This is a genomic window from Syntrophomonas curvata (assembly GCF_052976825.1).
In genome coordinates this window covers 2,994,305-3,011,849 of record NZ_CM129641.1, presented here as the reverse complement: position 1 = coordinate 3,011,849, position 17,545 = coordinate 2,994,305, and the positions used below count along the sequence as shown (strand labels likewise).

23 protein-coding genes are annotated in these 17,545 nt (G+C 48.3%); all 23 read left to right on the top strand.

The window, feature by feature from the left end; all coding sequences use genetic code 11:
* The first annotated feature begins 18 nt into the window (after positions 1–18).
* Positions 19–558 (top strand): 50S ribosomal protein L6, encoded by a 540-nt coding sequence (gene rplF / locus ACU70B_RS13880; RefSeq protein WP_447184111.1) that lies wholly within the window; start codon positions 19–21, stop codon positions 556–558.
* Between the two features lie 22 nt (positions 559–580).
* Entirely contained in the window at positions 581–946 is a 366-nt protein-coding gene (gene rplR, locus ACU70B_RS13875; protein WP_447184110.1) for a 50S ribosomal protein L18, read from the top strand.
* A 30-nt stretch (positions 947–976) separates the two neighbouring features.
* Entirely contained in the window at positions 977–1,480 is a 504-nt protein-coding gene (rpsE, locus tag ACU70B_RS13870; protein WP_447184109.1) for a 30S ribosomal protein S5, read from the top strand.
* 12 nt (positions 1,481–1,492) lie between these two features.
* Positions 1,493–1,678: a 50S ribosomal protein L30 gene (gene rpmD / locus ACU70B_RS13865; protein ID WP_447184108.1), complete on the top strand. Its 186-nt coding sequence runs from the start codon at positions 1,493–1,495 to the stop codon at positions 1,676–1,678.
* Between the two features lie 17 nt (positions 1,679–1,695).
* Positions 1,696–2,136, top strand: coding sequence for a 50S ribosomal protein L15 (gene rplO / locus ACU70B_RS13860; protein ID WP_447184107.1), 441 nt, complete (start codon positions 1,696–1,698; stop codon positions 2,134–2,136).
* Positions 2,136–3,401 carry a preprotein translocase subunit SecY gene (gene secY / locus ACU70B_RS13855; RefSeq protein WP_447184106.1) on the top strand — a complete coding sequence of 422 codons (1,266 nt, stop codon included), beginning with the start codon at positions 2,136–2,138 and terminating at the stop codon, positions 3,399–3,401. The genes rplO and secY overlap by 1 nt, the downstream gene beginning before the upstream one ends.
* Positions 3,402–3,413: 12 nt before the next feature.
* On the top strand, positions 3,414–4,064 hold the full coding sequence (locus ACU70B_RS13850; protein WP_447184105.1) for an adenylate kinase: 651 nt from the start codon (positions 3,414–3,416) through the stop codon (positions 4,062–4,064).
* Positions 4,061–4,828, top strand: a complete 768-nt coding sequence (gene map / locus ACU70B_RS13845; RefSeq protein ID WP_447184104.1) for a type I methionyl aminopeptidase — start codon at positions 4,061–4,063, stop codon at positions 4,826–4,828. Before ACU70B_RS13850 ends, map begins: the two co-directional genes overlap by 4 nt.
* Positions 4,829–4,903: 75 nt before the next feature.
* Positions 4,904–5,140, top strand: a complete 237-nt coding sequence (locus ACU70B_RS13840; protein WP_447184103.1) for an RNA-binding protein — start codon at positions 4,904–4,906, stop codon at positions 5,138–5,140.
* Entirely contained in the window at positions 5,141–5,359 is a 219-nt protein-coding gene (gene infA / locus ACU70B_RS13835) for a translation initiation factor IF-1 (protein ID WP_447184102.1), read from the top strand.
* Between the two features lie 35 nt (positions 5,360–5,394).
* Positions 5,395–5,508 (top strand): 50S ribosomal protein L36, encoded by a 114-nt coding sequence (gene rpmJ / locus ACU70B_RS13830; protein WP_447184101.1) that lies wholly within the window; start codon positions 5,395–5,397, stop codon positions 5,506–5,508.
* A 21-nt stretch (positions 5,509–5,529) separates the two neighbouring features.
* Positions 5,530–5,898, top strand: a complete 369-nt coding sequence (gene rpsM / locus ACU70B_RS13825; protein WP_447184100.1) for a 30S ribosomal protein S13 — start codon at positions 5,530–5,532, stop codon at positions 5,896–5,898.
* A 19-nt stretch (positions 5,899–5,917) separates the two neighbouring features.
* Complete coding sequence (gene rpsK, locus ACU70B_RS13820) at positions 5,918–6,313, top strand: 30S ribosomal protein S11 (protein WP_447184099.1); 396 nt, start codon at positions 5,918–5,920, stop codon at positions 6,311–6,313.
* A 17-nt stretch (positions 6,314–6,330) separates the two neighbouring features.
* Complete coding sequence (rpsD, locus tag ACU70B_RS13815) at positions 6,331–6,960, top strand: 30S ribosomal protein S4 (RefSeq protein WP_447184098.1); 630 nt, start codon at positions 6,331–6,333, stop codon at positions 6,958–6,960.
* Between the two features lie 32 nt (positions 6,961–6,992).
* Entirely contained in the window at positions 6,993–7,943 is a 951-nt protein-coding gene (locus ACU70B_RS13810; protein ID WP_447184097.1) for a DNA-directed RNA polymerase subunit alpha, read from the top strand.
* A 15-nt stretch (positions 7,944–7,958) separates the two neighbouring features.
* On the top strand, positions 7,959–8,300 hold the full coding sequence (rplQ, locus tag ACU70B_RS13805; RefSeq protein WP_447184096.1) for a 50S ribosomal protein L17: 342 nt from the start codon (positions 7,959–7,961) through the stop codon (positions 8,298–8,300).
* 8 nt (positions 8,301–8,308) lie between these two features.
* Positions 8,309–9,133 carry an energy-coupling factor transporter ATPase gene (locus ACU70B_RS13800; protein WP_447184095.1) on the top strand — a complete coding sequence of 275 codons (825 nt, stop codon included), beginning with the start codon at positions 8,309–8,311 and terminating at the stop codon, positions 9,131–9,133.
* A complete protein-coding gene (locus ACU70B_RS13795) occupies positions 9,118–9,981 on the top strand; it encodes an ATP-binding cassette domain-containing protein (RefSeq protein ID WP_447184094.1) in 864 nt (287 codons plus the stop codon). Before ACU70B_RS13800 ends, ACU70B_RS13795 begins: the two co-directional genes overlap by 16 nt.
* A 107-nt stretch (positions 9,982–10,088) precedes the next feature.
* Positions 10,089–10,877, top strand: a complete 789-nt coding sequence (locus tag ACU70B_RS13790) for an energy-coupling factor transporter transmembrane component T family protein (RefSeq protein ID WP_447184093.1) — start codon at positions 10,089–10,091, stop codon at positions 10,875–10,877.
* 192 nt (positions 10,878–11,069) lie between these two features.
* On the top strand, positions 11,070–12,851 hold the full coding sequence (locus tag ACU70B_RS13785; protein WP_447184092.1) for an AMP-binding protein: 1,782 nt from the start codon (positions 11,070–11,072) through the stop codon (positions 12,849–12,851).
* Between the two features lie 161 nt (positions 12,852–13,012).
* A complete protein-coding gene (locus ACU70B_RS13780; RefSeq protein WP_447184091.1) occupies positions 13,013–14,131 on the top strand; it encodes an alpha/beta fold hydrolase in 1,119 nt (372 codons plus the stop codon).
* Between the two features lie 344 nt (positions 14,132–14,475).
* Positions 14,476–16,239 carry a sigma-54 interaction domain-containing protein gene (locus tag ACU70B_RS13775; protein WP_447184090.1) on the top strand — a complete coding sequence of 588 codons (1,764 nt, stop codon included), beginning with the start codon at positions 14,476–14,478 and terminating at the stop codon, positions 16,237–16,239.
* A gap of 372 nt (positions 16,240–16,611) precedes the next feature.
* The gene (locus ACU70B_RS13770; RefSeq protein ID WP_447184089.1) at positions 16,612–17,466 is read left to right on the top strand and encodes a 3-hydroxyacyl-CoA dehydrogenase family protein; all 855 of its coding nucleotides are present in this window, start codon (positions 16,612–16,614) and stop codon (positions 17,464–17,466) included.
* The last annotated feature ends 79 nt before the right edge of the window (positions 17,467–17,545 follow it).

Genomic DNA, 17,545 nt, shown 5'->3' with positions numbered 1-17,545 from the left:
CTGAAGGAGGAGAAAACAGTGTCAAGAATCGGTAGAAAACCTATCAGTCTACCTGCAGGCGTAAAGGTAACGGTAGATGGCAATATGGTAACGGTACAGGGCAGCAAGGGCACCCTGGCCCAGACGATACCAGATGACATTACTGTAACCCAGGAAGATAATCAGATCCTGGTGCAAAGAGCCAGCGAAAATAAGAAGTATCGTGCTTATCATGGGCTTTCCCGGGCATTGATTGCCAATATGGTTGAGGGAGTTACCAACGGTTTTGAGAAAAAACTGGAACTGGTAGGCGTGGGCTACAGAGCTCAGATGCAGGGTAAAAAACTGGTAATAAGCATTGGGTTCTCCCATCCGGTTGAAGTAGATGCTCCCGAGGGAATAGAATTTGAAGTTCCTGCTCCAACCAAAATCACCATAAAAGGCATTGACAAACAACTGGTTGGTAATACCGCAGCTCACATTCGCGCCATCAGGAAGCCTGAGCCCTATAAAGGCAAGGGCATAAAGTATGAAAACGAGGTTATCAGGCGCAAAGCTGGTAAAGCCGGCGGCAAATAAGGCAGGAAGGGAGCGATCAGGCTTGATTAAGAAAACTAGCAGGAATGTGTTAAGACAGGGAAAGCATAGCCGGGTGCGCAGGAAAATAGCTGGAACCGGCGATATTCCCAGACTCTGCGTATATAAAAGCCTTAATCATATATATGCCCAGGTTATAGATGATGAACAGGGAAAAACCCTGGCGGCAGCATCCACCCGGGATAAAGAACTGGGGGATTTGGCTTCCAAAACCAACACCGAGGCGGCCAAGGCGGTTGGAAACAGTATAGCTGTTCGGGCCAAGGCCAAAGGCATCGACAAAGTAGTCTTTGACCGCAGCGGATACAAATACCACGGACGCATTGCAGCTCTGGCAGAAGCAGCCAGGGAGAGCGGACTTGAATTCTAACATCAATCTACACGAGTTAGGAGGGACACGATGATTGAAAAGGAACAGGCCGGCCCGGAACTGATTGAAAAAGTTGTCAACGTAAGACGGGTGGCCAAGGTCGTAAAAGGCGGACGGAGATTCAGCTTCAGCGCTCTGGTCGTAGTCGGCGATGGCGCGGGCAAGGTTGGCACCGGCAAAGGCAAGGCGACCGAAGTACCGGAAGCTATTCGCAAAGCGGTTGAAAGTGCCAAAAAGAATATGATAGAAATACCGCTGATTGATGAAAGAACCATTCCCCACTCTATTTTAGGAAGGTTTGGCGCTGGTGAAGTACTCCTGAAACCGGCATCGGCTGGTACCGGGGTTATTGCCGGCGGGCCGGTCAGAGCAGTTCTGGAGGCGGCCGGGATAAAGGATATACTTACCAAATCACTGGGATCGGCCAATGCCAACAATATGGTGCACGCCACCATGGAAGGACTGAGGAGTCTGAAAAGGGTGGAGGATGTTGCCAGACAACGGGGCAAAAGCATAGAAGAGATTACCGGCTAGGAGGGTCTGGACTTGGCTAAACAGTTGAAGATAACATGGGTTAAAAGTTTTATCGGCTGTCCCGAAACCCAGCGAGCTACTGTCAGGAGCCTGGGATTTAAAAAACTGCAGCAAAGTGTAATTAAAAACGACTGCCCGGAAATACGCGGGCAGATTAACAAAGTTAATCACCTGTTAAAAGTTGAAGAACTAGATTAGGTGAGGGAGGTCTTAAAGTGAAACTGGAAGAACTAAAATCTCCCCCTGGCGCGAATAAACGTGTCAAGAGAGTGGGTCGGGGTATAGGCTCCGGACATGGGAAGACTTCAACCCGCGGACATAAAGGTCAGAAATCCCGCTCCGGCGGCGGCACCAGACCTGGCTTTGAAGGCGGCCAGATGCCTTTACAGAGGCGGTTGCCCAAACGCGGGTTTACCAATGTATTTAAAAAAGAATATGCTATTGTCAATATCAGGGACTTAAATAGATTTGAAGACGGCAGTGAGATAACCCCTGAAGTACTGCAAAACGCAGGATTAATCAATTCCGTTAAAGACGGTGTAAAAATCCTGGGGGATGGGGAACTGGAGAAAAAACTGACTATCCGGGTCCACAAAATAAGCAGGCAGGCAGAAGAAAAAGTAACTGCCCGGGGTGGCAGAGTTGAGGTGATTTAATGCTGGGGTCTTTTGGGCAAGCACTAAAGGTAGGAGACCTGAGATTCAAATTATTATTCACCTTGTTCATGCTGCTGGTATTTCGTATCGGAGCCCATATACCGGTGCCGGGTATAAACCCGGAGGCCTTGAATCAGCTTCTTAGCGGCCAGTTGTTCGGGTTCTTCGATATAATTTCCGGGGGGGCGTTTAAACGCTTCAGTATATTTGCCATGAGCATAACCCCTTATATTAACGCGTCAATTATAATGCAGCTATTGACGGTGGTAGTGCCGAGGCTGGAGGAACTGCAAAAAGAGGGCGATGAAGGGCGTAAAATTATTGCCCAATACACCCGTTACGGTACGGTAGTACTCGGTTTCATCCAGGCCATGGGCATGTCTGTTGCTCTGGGCAAGAGTGGCGCCATAATCAACCCGGGTTTTGGCTCTTACCTGATAATTGCCGTTTCCCTCACCGCTGGTACCGCCCTGTTGATGTGGATAGGCGAAATGATAACCGAAAAGGGTATAGGAAATGGTATTTCCCTCATTATCTTCGCCGGTATCGTATCCCGGCTGCCCAGCCAGATTGCCGGTGTGGGACAGGAGCTGTCCGGTGGGATTATCGGAGCCTTTAACATATTGCTGTTTATAGTAATAGCTCTGGCCATTATCGTAGCCATTATTTGTGTTAATGAGGGCCAGAGAAGGCTGCCGGTGCAATATGCCAAGAGAGTAGTGGGACGCAAGCTTTATGGAGGGCAAAGCACTTTTCTGCCCCTCAAGGTCAATGCGGCCGGTGTTATACCGATAATATTCGCCATGTCCCTGATGATGTTTCCGGCCACCATCGGTTCCTGGATGAGTCCGGACTCCGGTTTTAACCAGTTCTTAAAGGAATATTTTGACTTTGGCAGTGCTCTTTATAACATACTGTATGCTGCCCTAATAGTATTTTTCACTTACTTTTATGTAGCCATAATATTCAACCCTATGGACGTAGCGGATAACATCAAGAAGTATGGCGGATTTGTACCTGGAATCAGGCCCGGTCGGCCTACCGCAGAATATATCGACCGCGTATTATCACGGTTGACCCTGGCGGGAGGGGTATTTTTGGCTCTGATTGCAGTGCTGCCTAACTTTGTTATAGACTTAACCGGGGTAACCAGCCTCTGGTTCGGAGGCACTTCATTATTGATCGTGGTCGGGGTTGCGCTGGATACCATGAAACAGATTGAATCGCACCTGCTGCTGCGCAGTTACGAAGGCTTTGTAAAATAGGAGATGATTTTAGTGAACATAGTACTTATGGGTCCTCCCGGTGCCGGAAAAGGAACTCAGGCCGAGTTTATAAAAAAACAGTACCCTATCCCCCATATATCAACCGGGGATATGTTCCGGGACGCGGTCAGCCGCGGCACTGAACTGGGAAAGGAAGCCAAAAAGTACATGGACGCCGGGAAACTGGTGCCCGATGAGGTAACCATTGGAATAGTAAAAGAAAGGCTGGCTGAAAACGACTGCAAAGACGGTTTTTTATTGGACGGTTTCCCCCGCACCACTATTCAGGCCGAGGCTTTGGACCGGGTCCTGGGTGCGGCCGGCAGAAAGATCGAGGCTGCCGTCAACATAGCCGTTCCCAATGAGATTCTGATTGAACGCATGTCGGGAAGGATCAGCTGCCGGGAGTGCAAAGCGGTCTACAACCTTAAGTCCAACCCTCCTGCACACCAGGGAATCTGCGACAAATGCGGGGGCCAGTTGGTACAGCGCAGTGATGACCGGGGTGATACCGTGGCCAAAAGACTGGATGTTTATCTGGAACAGACCAATCCGCTGCTTGCTTATTACGACCAACAGGGTGTGCTGTATGAGATAGACGGCGACCGTAACAGTGCGGACGTTTTTACCGATGTCAAAAGCCTCCTGGAGAAGCTTCAATGATTATTATCAAGACCCGAGATGAAATAGAAAAAATGCGGGCGGCAGGTCAGGCCGTAGCCGAAATTCTGGAATTACTAAAAGCCGATATCAGACCGGGGGTAAGTACCGGAACCTTAAACGCCATAGCTGAAGAGGAATGCAAAAAACGCCAGGCTATACCGCTCTTTAAAAATTATCCCCATCCCCGGGAAGGAAAAAAACCTTTTCCCGCAGCCATTTGTGCTTCCATTAATGAGGAAGTGGTGCATGGCATACCTGGGGAAAGAGTACTCAGGGACGGGGATATTATAAGTATCGATTTTGGCCTGTCACTGGATGGTTATGCTGGTGACGCGGCCATAACCGTTCCGGTAGGAAACGCCAGTGAAGAAGCTTTGCGTTTAATCCGGTATACGGAGAAGGCGCTGTTCAAGGGCATTCACGAAGCTAGAGAAGGTAACCGGTTGGGCCAGGTTTCCCATGCTATTCAGAAATATGCCGAGAAACATGGTTTTTCCGTCGTCCGGGATTTTGTGGGGCATGGAATTGGCCGCCGGATGCATGAAGATCCGCCGGTACCTAATTACGGCAAGGCTGACCGAGGGCCGGTTTTGAAAGAAGGCATGACTATAGCTATCGAACCTATGCTCAATATAGGAACCTATAATGTATATACCCGAGCCGATGACTGGACGGTAGTTACCCGGGATGGCAGTCTATCAGCCCATTTTGAACACACGATTGCCATCACCGACCGCGGTCCTGAGATTCTCACCTTGAGATGATGGGGGTGACCAGAGATTTTAGAAACTATGCTGGGTAAGGTTGTGTATTCTAAAAATGGTCGCGATAAAGGGAGAATGTTTGTAATTGTTGAGGTAGTGAACGAACGTTTTGTTCTTCTGGCTGACGGTGACCTTAGAAAGATTGAAAATCCCAAGGTCAAAAACATCAAACATCTTCAAATTACCAGAATGCAGGCAGATGATGTTCTTACCTGCCTAAGCAGGGGAGAGAAGCCTGACAACCATATCATAAGGAAGAATCTGAAAAGGTTGCAGGAGGCTGGAGAATTAGATGGGAAGGAGGTCTGGTAAATGGCTAAGGATGATGTGATAGAGGTTGAGGGAAAGGTGCTCGAACCGCTGCCCAACGCCATGTTCAGGGTGGAATTGGAGAATGGCCATAAAGTCCTCGCCCATATTTCTGGCAAAATGCGTATGAACTTTATCAGAATACTACCCGGTGACCGTGTTATGGTGGAATTGTCGCCCTATGACCTGAACCGCGGCAGGATTATATACCGTTTTAAATAAGGAGTTTTTCAGTGTTATTTAAGGAGGTAAATACAGTGAAGGTAAAACCGTCGGTTAAACCCATGTGTGAAAAGTGCAAGATAATCAAGCGCAAGGGAAAAGTAATGGTTATTTGCGAGAATCCCAAGCATAAACAGGTACAAGGCTAAAAAAGCGGGAGGTGAAAAAATTTGGCAAGAATAGCGGGAGTAGACTTACCCCGGGATAAAAGAGTGGAAGTATCCCTCACTTATATTTTTGGTATCGGCCGGCCTTCTTCCCGGAAAATACTGGCAGAAGCAGGTATAAATCCGGATACGCGAGTGAAAGATTTAACAGAGGAAGAAGTAGCCAAATTAAGGGAGATAATTGAAAAGCAGTACCAGGTTGAAGGCGATCTGCGGCGGCAGGTCAGTATGGATATCAAGAGGCTTATGGACCTGGGTTGTTATAAAGGTATCAGGCATCGCCGCGGGCTGCCGGTCCGGGGTCAGAAGACCAAGACCAATGCGCGTACCCGGAAGGGGCCTAAACGTACTGTCAGCGGCAAGAAAAAATAGCCGGAAGGGGGATAAATGAGTGGCACGCAGAACTACGACCACCAGGGTTAAAAGACGCGAAAAAAAGAATATTGAACAGGGGATTGCTCATATTAAATCGACTTTCAATAATACCATGATTTCAATTACCGATAAACATGGTAATGCCATATCATGGGCCAGTGCGGGCACAGTCGGCTTTAAAGGCTCCCGTAAGAGCACTCCTTTTGCTGCCCAGCAGGCCGCCGAGAATGCAGCCCGGGCCGCGATGGAGCATGGGCTTAAAGAAGTGGAGTGTTATGTGAAGGGGCCCGGTGCCGGACGCGAAGCAGCCATTAGATCGCTGCAGGCGGCAGGTTTGGAAGTAAGCGTTATCAAGGATGTTACTCCCATTCCGCATAATGGCTGCAGGCCGCCTAAAAGAAGAAGGGTTTAAGGAGGTAATGGTATAAAGTGGGAAGATATACAGACGCAGTTTGCCGCCAGTGCCGCCGGGAAGGAGAGAAGCTGTTTCTTAAGGGAGACAGGTGTTATTCCGAAAAGTGCGCAGTGGAAAAGAAAAACTATGCACCCGGCGCCCATGGGCAAGGACGCAGGCCCAAAGTCAGTGAATATGGCCTGCAGTTGAGGGAAAAACAGAAAACCAGGAGAACCTATGGGGTTCTGGAAAAACAATTCCGTAATTATTTTGGCAAGGCTGACCGCCAGCAGGGTATAACCGGTGAAAACCTGCTTATACTGTTGGAACGGCGCCTGGATAACGTAGTTTACCGGCTGGGTTTTGCATCTTCCCGCAAAGAGGCCCGGCAGCTCGTTAACCATGGACATTTTACCATTAATGGCAAGAAGGCTACTATTCCTTCCATGCTGGTAAGGGTAGAGGATGTAATTCAAGTCAAAGACAGCAGCAAAGATATGGTTAAATTCCAGGAAATTAAAGAACAGGCTGCCTATAAGACTCCACCCGAGTGGTTAAGCGTCGATGTGGAAAACCTTACCGGCCGTGTTTTGGCTTATCCGGTGAGAGAGCAGATTGATACGCCGGTAAATGAGCAATTAATAGTAGAGCTCTACTCTAGATAAAACACCTCTAATAAAGAAGGAGGGATTAAATAATGCTAGAGATGGAAAAACCGCGTATCGAATGTGTTGAAAAAGACAGCGATACGAATTATGGAAAATTCGTGATTGAACCTCTGGAAAGAGGATATGGGACTACTCTGGGTAATTCTTTACGGCGGGTATTGCTATCATCTCTGCCGGGAGCGGCGGTAAGTTCGGTTAAGATAGACGGAGTGCTGCATGAATTTTCGACCATTCCTAATATACTTGAAGATACGACCGAGATCATCCTGAATATCAAAAAACTCATCCTCAAGTATGACGGCAATGAACGCAAGCTGATTCGCCTGGAGCAGCGCGGGAAAAAGAACGTCACTGCCGCCGACATCACCCAGGATGCCGAGGTGGAAATATTGAATCCCGAGCTGCATATTGCTACTCTGGATGAAGATGCGGTTCTGGAAATGGAAATGACCGTAGAGCGGGGCCGGGGTTATGTCAGTGCTGACCAGCAACCTTACAAAACCGAGGAAATCGTGGGTCTGATACCGATTGATTCCATTTTTACTCCGGTCAACCGGGTCAATTATACGGTTGACAATGCCCGGGTCGGAAAAAGGACTGACTATGACAGCCTTACCCTGGAGGTATGGACCAATGGCAGCATCAGTCCGGAAGAGGCTATCAGCCTGTCGGCCCAGATATTGATCGAATACTTGAAACTTTTCACCGAGATCAACGATACCTATGCCGAGGTGGAAATACTGGTAGAAAAAGAGGAAGAGAAGAAGGACAAGGTACTGGAGATTTCCATCGAAGAACTGGAGCTTTCAGTTCGTGCTTCCAACGGCTTGAAGCGGGCCAATATCAATACCGTAGGTGATTTGATTGAGAAGACCCGGGAGGAAATGAGCAAAATCAGGAATCTCGGCCAGAAATCGCTGGAAGAGATAGAAAGAAAGCTCAAAGAGTTGAACCTGTCCTTTAAGAAACCGGAAGATTAGAAAGGAGGGCCCCAGGTGGCTTATCGTAGATTAGGCTTGAGAAGTGACCATAGAAGGTCGGTACTGAGAAACTCAGTGACTTCTCTACTGGATCAGGGCAAAATAACCACCACTGAGACCAGAGCCAAAGAAATCAAAAGGCTGACTGATAAAATGATCACCCTGGGCAAGAGAGGGGATTTGCATGCCCGTCGGCAGGCTTTCTCCTACCTGACCAGTGAAGATGTAGTATCCAAATTATTTAATGATATCGCTCCTCGCTACAGCGAGCGTCAGGGCGGATATACCCGTATTATCAAGGTCGGCAATCGCAAAGGTGACGGCGCTCCCATGGCCATTCTGGAATTGGTGGAATAGACAGCAGAATGATCCGGCTTAGTGGAGTAAGCTATACTTATCCTCACAGCGAACGCCCTGCAATAGATAACATAAGCCTGGGTATCGATGAGAACGAATTCATTGCCGTAATGGGAAGGAACGGGTCCGGCAAATCAACCCTGGCCCGTTTATTGAATGGGCTTCTCCTGCCCGGGCGGGGGGATATCAGCGTCGATGGACTGAGCAGTTCCAAGCCCGAAAGCCTGTTATCCATCAGGAAAAAGGTAGGACTGCTTTTTCCTGACCCGGATAGCCAGTTGCTGGCCAATCTGGTGGAGGAAGAAGTAGCTTTTGGACCGGAAAATCTGGGACTGGAGCCTGCAGAAATAAGAAAAAGAGTGGATACCGCTCTTAAAATGGTATCAATGGAGGATTATGTGAAATATCCTCCTTATCTTTTGTCCGGCGGCCAGAAGCAGAGAATCTGTATCGCCAGCCTGCTGGCCATGCAGCCGGATTACCTGGTTCTGGATGAACCTTTTTCCATGCTGGATCCCCGGGGAAGAAGAGATTTACTGGATCTGTTGAAAAAAATGCGGGAGCAGCAGGGAATCACCCTGGTCTTGATCACCCACAGTTTGGAAGAGGCCATGCAGGCCGAGCGAATTATTATCGTTGACAGCGGGCAAATCCATACCATAGGCACTCCCGCAGATATTATGCTCATGGGTTCCAATATTGCTCGGTTGGGGATTGAGCCCTTGGAGATAAGTAACTTTATTGGCGAGCTTAATCGTAATCCGGGAGTAAGCATACCCGCTGATATTACCGACATTGAAAGCCTGGTGGATATTCTATGCCCTTCATCCTAAAGGATGTTTCCTTTACCTATCAAAAAGACATGGTTTTTGCCCAAGAGGCCTTAAAGGGCCTGGATTTTACCGTAGAGGACGGAGAGATGCTGGGGGTAATGGGAGCTGCCGGTTCCGGCAAATCCACCTTCCTGCAGCTCCTCAATGCGCTTCTGAAAGCCGAACATGGACATGTTCTTTATAACGGGCGTGATCTGGCCGGACTGAATAAGAAGCAACTGATAGGTCTAAGGCAGGAAGTGGGTATGGTTTTTCAATACCCGGAGCAGCAAATATTTGCGGACGGGGTTTACGATGAGATTGCCTTTGGCCCGAGGAATATGGGCCTTGACAGCAAAAATGCGGATAGGCGGGTCAGAGCGGCAATGCAGCAGGTAGGCCTTGATTTTTCCGAGTACAGCAACCGGCGGACTGCCGCCCTCAGCAGCGGTGAAAAGCGGAGGGTGGCCATAGCCGGAATCCTGGCCTTAAAACCCCGCCACCTGCTGCTGGATGAGCCTACTGCCGGTCTGGACGGGGAAGGCCGCCGGGCCATTCTGAACTACCTGCAGCAAATTAACCGGCAAGAGAATATAACTGTGATTATGGTTACCCATAATCTGGGCCATCTGCTGGCCGTATGCCGGCGCCTCATGGTAATCGAACGGGGCCGCATAGCTCTGGACACTTCCGTCAGCCGGATTCTGGACCACTACGACCGGCTGCAGGAATTGGGCATTGAACTGCCGCCGCATCTGGAGGCAGCTTATCGTCTGCAGCAGCGGGGCTGGGAGATTAATACCGCCGATGTCGGCGTTGCCGCCATCGCCCGGCAGATTGCAGATAAAGTTGGGAGCGTAAGGCTATAGAGCTTTCCTCCGCCTTTACCTCTTTTATTCCATATAGCGGCAACACCTTCCCGGCGTATCGGATTGTGCGGCGGGAGCGGAAGTCAGTTACAAACAGGAGTATGATCATGTTCAGGAATATAAGTCTGGGGCAATACTTGCCGGCTGATTCAATATTACATAATCTCGATCCGCGTACTAAAACCATAGCCGGTTTGTTCTTTATCCTGGCTGTCTTTGCCGCTGCCTTTCCGCTGGAGCTGTTTTTTATCTATTTGGCCGGCGGGCTGCTGCTTTATTTAAGCCGGCTCCGGATAATTGATTTTTGGCCGGTATTTAAGCCTTTTTTGATTATCATTCTGATTACGGTTATCCTCCAATTGCTCTTTATACCGGGGACGCCTTTATTTTCATTTTCCATCCTAACTATAAGCTATGAGGCGGTGGAAACGGCAGTCGCGTTTACTTCGAGATTTGTTCTGTTACTCTTTATTGTACGTCTGCTGACGGCTACCACCACTCCGGTAGCCTTAATGGATGGTCTGGAACAGATGCTGAATCCGCTGCGCAAACTGGGGCTGGCCGTGCATGAATTGATTATGATAATGACTATTAGTTTACGCTTTATACCAATGTTTATCGAGGAAGCGGAAAGGATCAGGAAGGCTCAGCTCTGCCGGGGAGCGGATTTTAGGGTGGGCAGTCTTTCCAGCCGCTTGAAAAATCTGTTTGCCTGGCTCCTGCCGCTTTTAAGGGCCTCGCTGCAAAGGGCTGAAGATTTAAGCCAGGCTATGGAAGCCCGGGCGTATCAGGGAGGAGAAGGCCGAACCCGGCTTAATGTGCTGCGCTTAAGGTTTAATGATTATGCCTATGTTTTATCTATGGCAACTCTATTTGTGGCAGTGTTATTGTTCTAAAACTCCGCACCTTGACCTCTTGTTCCCCGCCTCTGCTCTTTTATTCCATATTGCGGCTACACCTATCTGGCGACACGCGCTTTAAAATCAGGCTATATTTACCATTTGAGCAGGAAAAAGCCATAGTTCCGGCGAAGAAGTGATTAGGAAACAGATCAGCAGAGACTATAGATTTAGGTGGGGGTAGGAGTTATGAACGGGAACGGCTCAGTGGGGGCGCAAGAATATCTTAAGCTTTTGAATAATTGCAATTATGGTGAAAAAATTTCACTGGGGTTGGAGATAGAAAGGCTGGCCCGGGAGAGGACAGAACACCCGGCAATACTGTGGGAAAGTCAGGTTATAAGCTATGGGGAATTTAATCGCCGGTCCAATAAATATGCCCGCTTATTTGCCAACCTGGGCTTTAATAAGGGTGACGTGGTTGCGCTTTTAATGAACAACTGCCCGGAGTATCTTATAGCGGTCAGCGGATTGGCCAAGCTGGGGGTAATCACGGCGCTGATTAATACCGGGGTGAGGGGGGAAGTCCTGGCCCAGGGGATAAACCTGGCAGAACCCCGGGCGCTGATTGTAGGCAGCGATCTGGTCGAGCTGTACCAGAGCGTGGCTGAACGATTACGCTTCCGGTCGCCCGGCATAGTGTTGGTCGACGGCTATGAAACAGGAATGGAGTTGCCGGAACCGCTGCAGGGCCTACCCGGTTTATTAAAGAGTTGCGGTGATGCCAACCTTGAGTCCGATTCAGCCGTAGCAGGCAAAGATATTCTGGTTTATATGTATACCTCCGGGAGCACCGGTGACCGTAAAGCGGTGCCGGTCAGCCACCAGAGGTGGTGGACGGTTGGGCAGCAAGTACGGTATTTTGGCTATCTGAAGGAAGGCTCCATTCAGTACATGTGCCTGCCCCTATATTATAACAGCGGCTTCACAGTCTGTTTTGCCGGAATGGTGATGTCCGGCAGTACCATGGTTATAAAGAACGAGTTTTCGGTTAAGAAGTTCTGGTCTGATATTCGCCGCTACCGGGCCGATTATTTTGTGGGTGTGGGTGAGATGTGCCGTTATATCTATAGCCAGGAGGAACGAGCCGATGATGCCGAAAATCCCCTGGAAGTAGTTATTTGCAACGGTATGTGGGGAAATCTGATTGAACCCTTTAAAAAACGCTTCCATATCAGCCATGTTATAGAGATTTATGGAACTACTGAGAATGTGGGGAGCTTTGTAAATCATGATGAGACTCCGGGTATGTGCGGGCAGCTTAGTATAGCCGGGCTGAAACAGGGCGAAGTCGTCCGCTGCGATTTTAACAGCGGCGAGCTATGGCGCGATGGAGAGAATCGGCTGGTAAGGTGTACGCCGGGCATTATTGGGGTGCTTCTGTGCGCAATAAACGACTTGAACCCTTTTTACGGCTATGTCAATGACCCGGAAAACAGTGAGGCCAAGATAGTTCGCAATGCGTTCCGTGATGGTGATGCTTACCTTAATACCTTTGACTTGGTGGAGCTGCACGAGAACGATTATATCTCCTTTGTTGACCGCCTGGGAGATACTTACCGCTGGAAGGCGAAAACCGTATCCGCTCATCAGGTGGCCGATGTTATAATGAAGTTTTTTGGGCCTATAGAGGACGCCACTGTTTACGGGGTGAAAATTCCCGGTCACGAGGGGCGCTGCGGCATGGCTGCCCTGAGTTTTATCGAGGGAGAAAACATGGATTGGAAGCGCTTTTTGATATATATCAACAGTCGCATGCCTGAGCATGCCCGGCCTATCTTTATTCGAATTTGCAAACAGCCGGACTATTGGGATAGCCTGGAGCAGGCCAAGCAGCAATTGAAGCAGGAGTCCTTTGACATCACCCAGGTGAAGGAGCCTATCTTCTTCCTGCATCCGCAAAAAGAGGCTTATATACCCATGACCGAGAAATTATACAAGGAAATTATGGAGGGTAAATTAAGTTTTTAAATTAGAAATGGACGCCCTCCACGAGGAAGAGCATGCTCCCGCTGGCCGCAATAATAGAAGCGGATCATGCGGAATTGGTAAAGATAAGAAATACCGTAAACCGAGATGAAATTCTCACTTCCAACTTCTCACCTCATACTTTCGAACCAGGAGGGGGTATAATGACTATGCTGGAATATCAGCAGGAATACTGGAAAAAATCCATTGACTACTGGCAGCAGACCAACCCGTTTTTTAGCAGCTTCTCCCGGGCTTATCGCTACCTGGATACCCTGTACCAGTTGCAAAACCCGCGCCCGAAATGGTCAACGCCCAACAACATAATTTATGAGCATCAAACCTTACGTCTAAGGCATTTTTCCAATCAGCGCCACAACGATGCCAAAAGGCCGGTCCTGATTCTTCCTCCCCAGGCCGGGCATCATTCCAATCTGGCTGATTACTCGCCATCTCAGAGCCTGGTGCGGGTGTTTCACCGCTATGGCTACGATGTATATGTAGCCCACTGGGTTTCAGCTACCCCGGAGTTCAAGGAACTGGGTATGAACGATATTATCCGTTTGACCGATGAGGCCGTAGACCAGATACGGGAACGGACCGGCATCTATAAAATCCACCTGGTAGGTCAATGTCAGGGCGGATGGCAGGCCGGCATATATACCTCTCTTTACCAGGACAAGATATCCACTCTGGTTACGGCAGCAGCACCTATCGACGTACAGGCTGCACCTTCGGCTATTGTGGAGGATGCCGGTTTACCCATGGAATTTTTCAAGTTCCTGGTAGCTGCCAATAATGGCCTGATGTCGGGAAAATATATACTCTGGGGTTTCAAGAATATGCAGGCTGAAGAGCATTATGTAAGGAAATATTTCCGTCTCTGGCAAATGATAGAGAACGATGATGAAGATGGAATCAAGCGCTTTATCCATTTCGAGAACTGGTATGAATATACCCAGATGCTGCCGGGACGATTTTATCTGGATATCATAAAAAACATATTTAAGGAGAACAATCTTACCAAACCGGGCAGCTTCAAACTGGATGGACGCCCGGTGGATCTGCGCAACATCAATTGTCCGGTTATAATAATGGCCGGTAAAAAGGACCATATCACCCCTCCGGCCCAAGCCTTCGCTTTAAAAAAATATATCAGCACCCCTCCCCAGGATGTGGTTGAAATTCTGACCGAAGGCGGGCATATCGGCACCCTTATGGGAACGGAGGCACTGCGGGAAGACTGGACGGCAGTAAATGAAGTACTGCAGCTAGCCGTTTAAAGCTTTCGTTTTCTTAAATTGTTGCCCGCATGTGCTTACGCTTATAACATAGATGCGGATTGCAGAAAATGTTTTTTTATAAGGTGACTTCCGGCTGAGGACATACTCCTGGGGCATTTTCTAAGGGTACAGGCGGGGGTAACAGCGTATCAATATCTCCCATCATGAAGGAGGGCCCGAGCCCTCCTTTTTAGATGTCAATATATAAGGCTATTCGACATGAATATGGAATTCTTGATAGAAACATACACGGATTGTACAATTAAAATAGATATATAAAATAATTATAACCAGGGAGGTCTAAAGGCAGTTTATCATCCGACTATTAAGGGGGCAATAAAGCTATGACAGAGGGGGATCATTTACAGCAAAGAGAAAAAGAATTTCATATCCTGCTCTACGGACTTCTGGAAAACCCGAACTTGGCCTACATAATTGTAGATAATGCAGGCCTGATAACGGCTATTAACAAGACCGCACTGGATATTCTGTGCCTGGGCAAGGAAAACGCCCTGGGAAAATATATACTGGACGTGGTACCTAACTCGGAACTGCCGCAGATACTAGCGACCGGGCGCACCGATCGCGCCGACTTGTGGCCGATAAACGGACATGATAGTATAGTCCACCGGGTTCCGGTAGTTAAAAACGGAGAAGTAATCGGGGCCATAGGCTACAGCCTTTTTCTGGACATGTCTGGAGCGGAAGTACTGATGAAGCGACTGCATGAAAGAGAAAAGGAATTTGATGTTCTGCTGCATGGGCTGTTGGAAAACCCATATCTGGCCTATATTATAATCGATAACAAAGGTCTGATAACGGCTATCAACCAGACCACCCTGGATGTTCTGGAAATAGAAAAAGAAGCTGCTATGGGGAAATATGTTCTTGACGTAGTACCCAATTCCAAGCTTCCCCAGATTGTGAAAACGGGACGGACGGATAGGGCTGATTTTTGGCCAATAAACGGGCATGATACCATAGTTAACCGGGTGCCGATCCGGAAAAACGGGGAAATAATCGGGGCTATCGGTTATAGTCTTTTTCTTAATATGTCCGGGGCTATGATTCTCGCCAACAAATTGCAGGAGATGGAAAAGGAACTGAACAGCTACAAGAATGAAATTTGCGGTATTTATAATGCCAAATGGGAATTTGACGATTTAATTGGAGACAGCGGTTCGTTTGCCATGGTCAGGTCAATCGCCGAGCGGATATCGGTCACTACCTCCACCGTCTTGATTACCGGAGAAAGCGGCACCGGCAAGGAGTTGTTCGCCCAGGCTGTCCATAACGCCAGTAACCGCAGTATGGGGCCTTTTATCCGCATCAATTGTGTGGCTTTACCTGAAAATCTGATGGAATCAGAGCTTTTCGGTTATGAAGAAGGTGCGTTTACCGGGGCCAGAAAGGGTGGCAAACCGGGAAAATTTGAACTGGCCAGCGGTGGAACCATTTTTTTGGACGAAATTGGCGACATGCCTTTATCCATGCAAACCAAACTGCTGGTAGTCTTGCAGGAAAAGATGGTGGAACGGGTAGGGGGGACCAACCCGATTCCGGTAGATGTCCGGGTAATCGCGGCTACCAACCGGGACCTGGAGCAGATGGTAGAAGAAAAAAAATTCCGGGAAGATTTATATTATCGGCTCAATGTGGTGCGGCTCGATATACCTCCGCTGAGAAGAAGAATGGCGGATCTGCCCATGCTGGTTAAGAACCTGATGTTTAGATTAAACCGTACCCTGGAAACCAATGTTTATAGCATATCAGAGCAGGCCATAGATTTATTGATGCAATACTCCTGGCCCGGAAATGTACGCGAACTGGAGAACTTGTTGGAGAGGGCCATTAATCTGGCTTTTATTAATCAGGAAAAATGCCTGGGAGTTAAACATTTCCCTTCACTGGCGGAACATGTCTATGTCGATATCGCACCGGTATTGGCAGAACCGAAAAGCCTCCCTGAAACCATTGAGAATGTTGAAAAGGAGATGATTGTCCAGGCTTTGGCCAAAACCAATGGCAATAAAATTCAGGCGGCTAAGCTCCTGGGAATTTATACGTCAGCGTTATATAGAAAGGTAGGCAAATACGGACTGAGCTAAGTGTGCAGGGAGGCTGAAAACCTCCCTGCGTCTATTAATATCATTTATGAGCTATTTATGATAATTTTTGCTAATAGGTCTCCTATTTTAGGAAAACACACTTTGAAGATATTCCAATCGAATTTCATTCCTGTCGAAATCTTTACTTCTAAATCGAACCCTCCTATTTTGATAATGGCATTTTGTCCCATGATGTCTAAAAAGACGGTAACCAGGGCTTTGGCATGGCTGCTTGCGTTCATGCTTTTATTGGTATGAAGATTGCAATTTATAGTGCTATCAGGCAGATCCTGCAATACTTTAGGGGGGTGTTAGGGGGGAAATAATTTATAAGATTAGATACTTTAATACATTTAAGGGAGGTTATAATTTATGGAATTTAACAAGATTGGATTACTTGGCGCCGGAACTATGGGACAGGGAATAGCTTGGGCATTGGCGGCGGCCGGCAAGGAAGTCATTATCTATGACATTAAAGAAGAATTCTGCCAAAAGGCGGTAGCTGTAATTGGCAAAAGCCTGGCCAAGGCTGAGGAAAAGGGTAAGGCTCCGGCCGGCACCAAAGATGCAGTTGTCAGCAGATTAAAACCTACCGGCAATTTCGACGATTTAGCCGCGGCTGATTTCATAATTGAATGCGTATTTGAACGGATGGATATAAAGAAAGACGTTTACACCCGTTTGGATAAGCTCTTAAAACCGGAAATTATAATAGCGACCAACACCTCTTCATTATCTATTACCGAAATAGCTGCTATTACTGACAGACCGGACAAGATTATCGGCATGCACTTCTTTAACCCGGCTAATGTTATGAAACTGATTGAAGTCATCCCTGCTGCTCAGACCTCGGAAGAGACGGTGGAGGCCGTTATGGAGCTGTCCAAAGCCATTGGCAAAAAGCCGGTCAAGGTCAAAGAAGGTCCGGGCTTCGTAGTCAACCGGATTCTGCTGCCGGGAATGAACGAAGCGGCTTTTATCCTTTATGAAGGCCTGGCCAGCGTGGAAGATATTGATAATGCCATGAAGATGGGAGCGGGCTGGCCTATGGGTCCGCTTACGCTTTGTGACCTGGTCGGGGTGGATATTGCTCTGGCGGTATGCAACACACTCTTTACTGAAACCGGCGACCCCAAATATCGTCCCGCGCCTCCTCTGAAGCAACTGGTGCGGGCCGGTTGGCTCGGGATTAAAACCGGAAAGGGCTTCTACGATTACAATAAATAAATTGCCGGCCAGTATTGGGGGAGAACCGGGCAGGAGCGGCATAAGACCGATCAGCCTGAACGGGCTCCCTCACTACCCC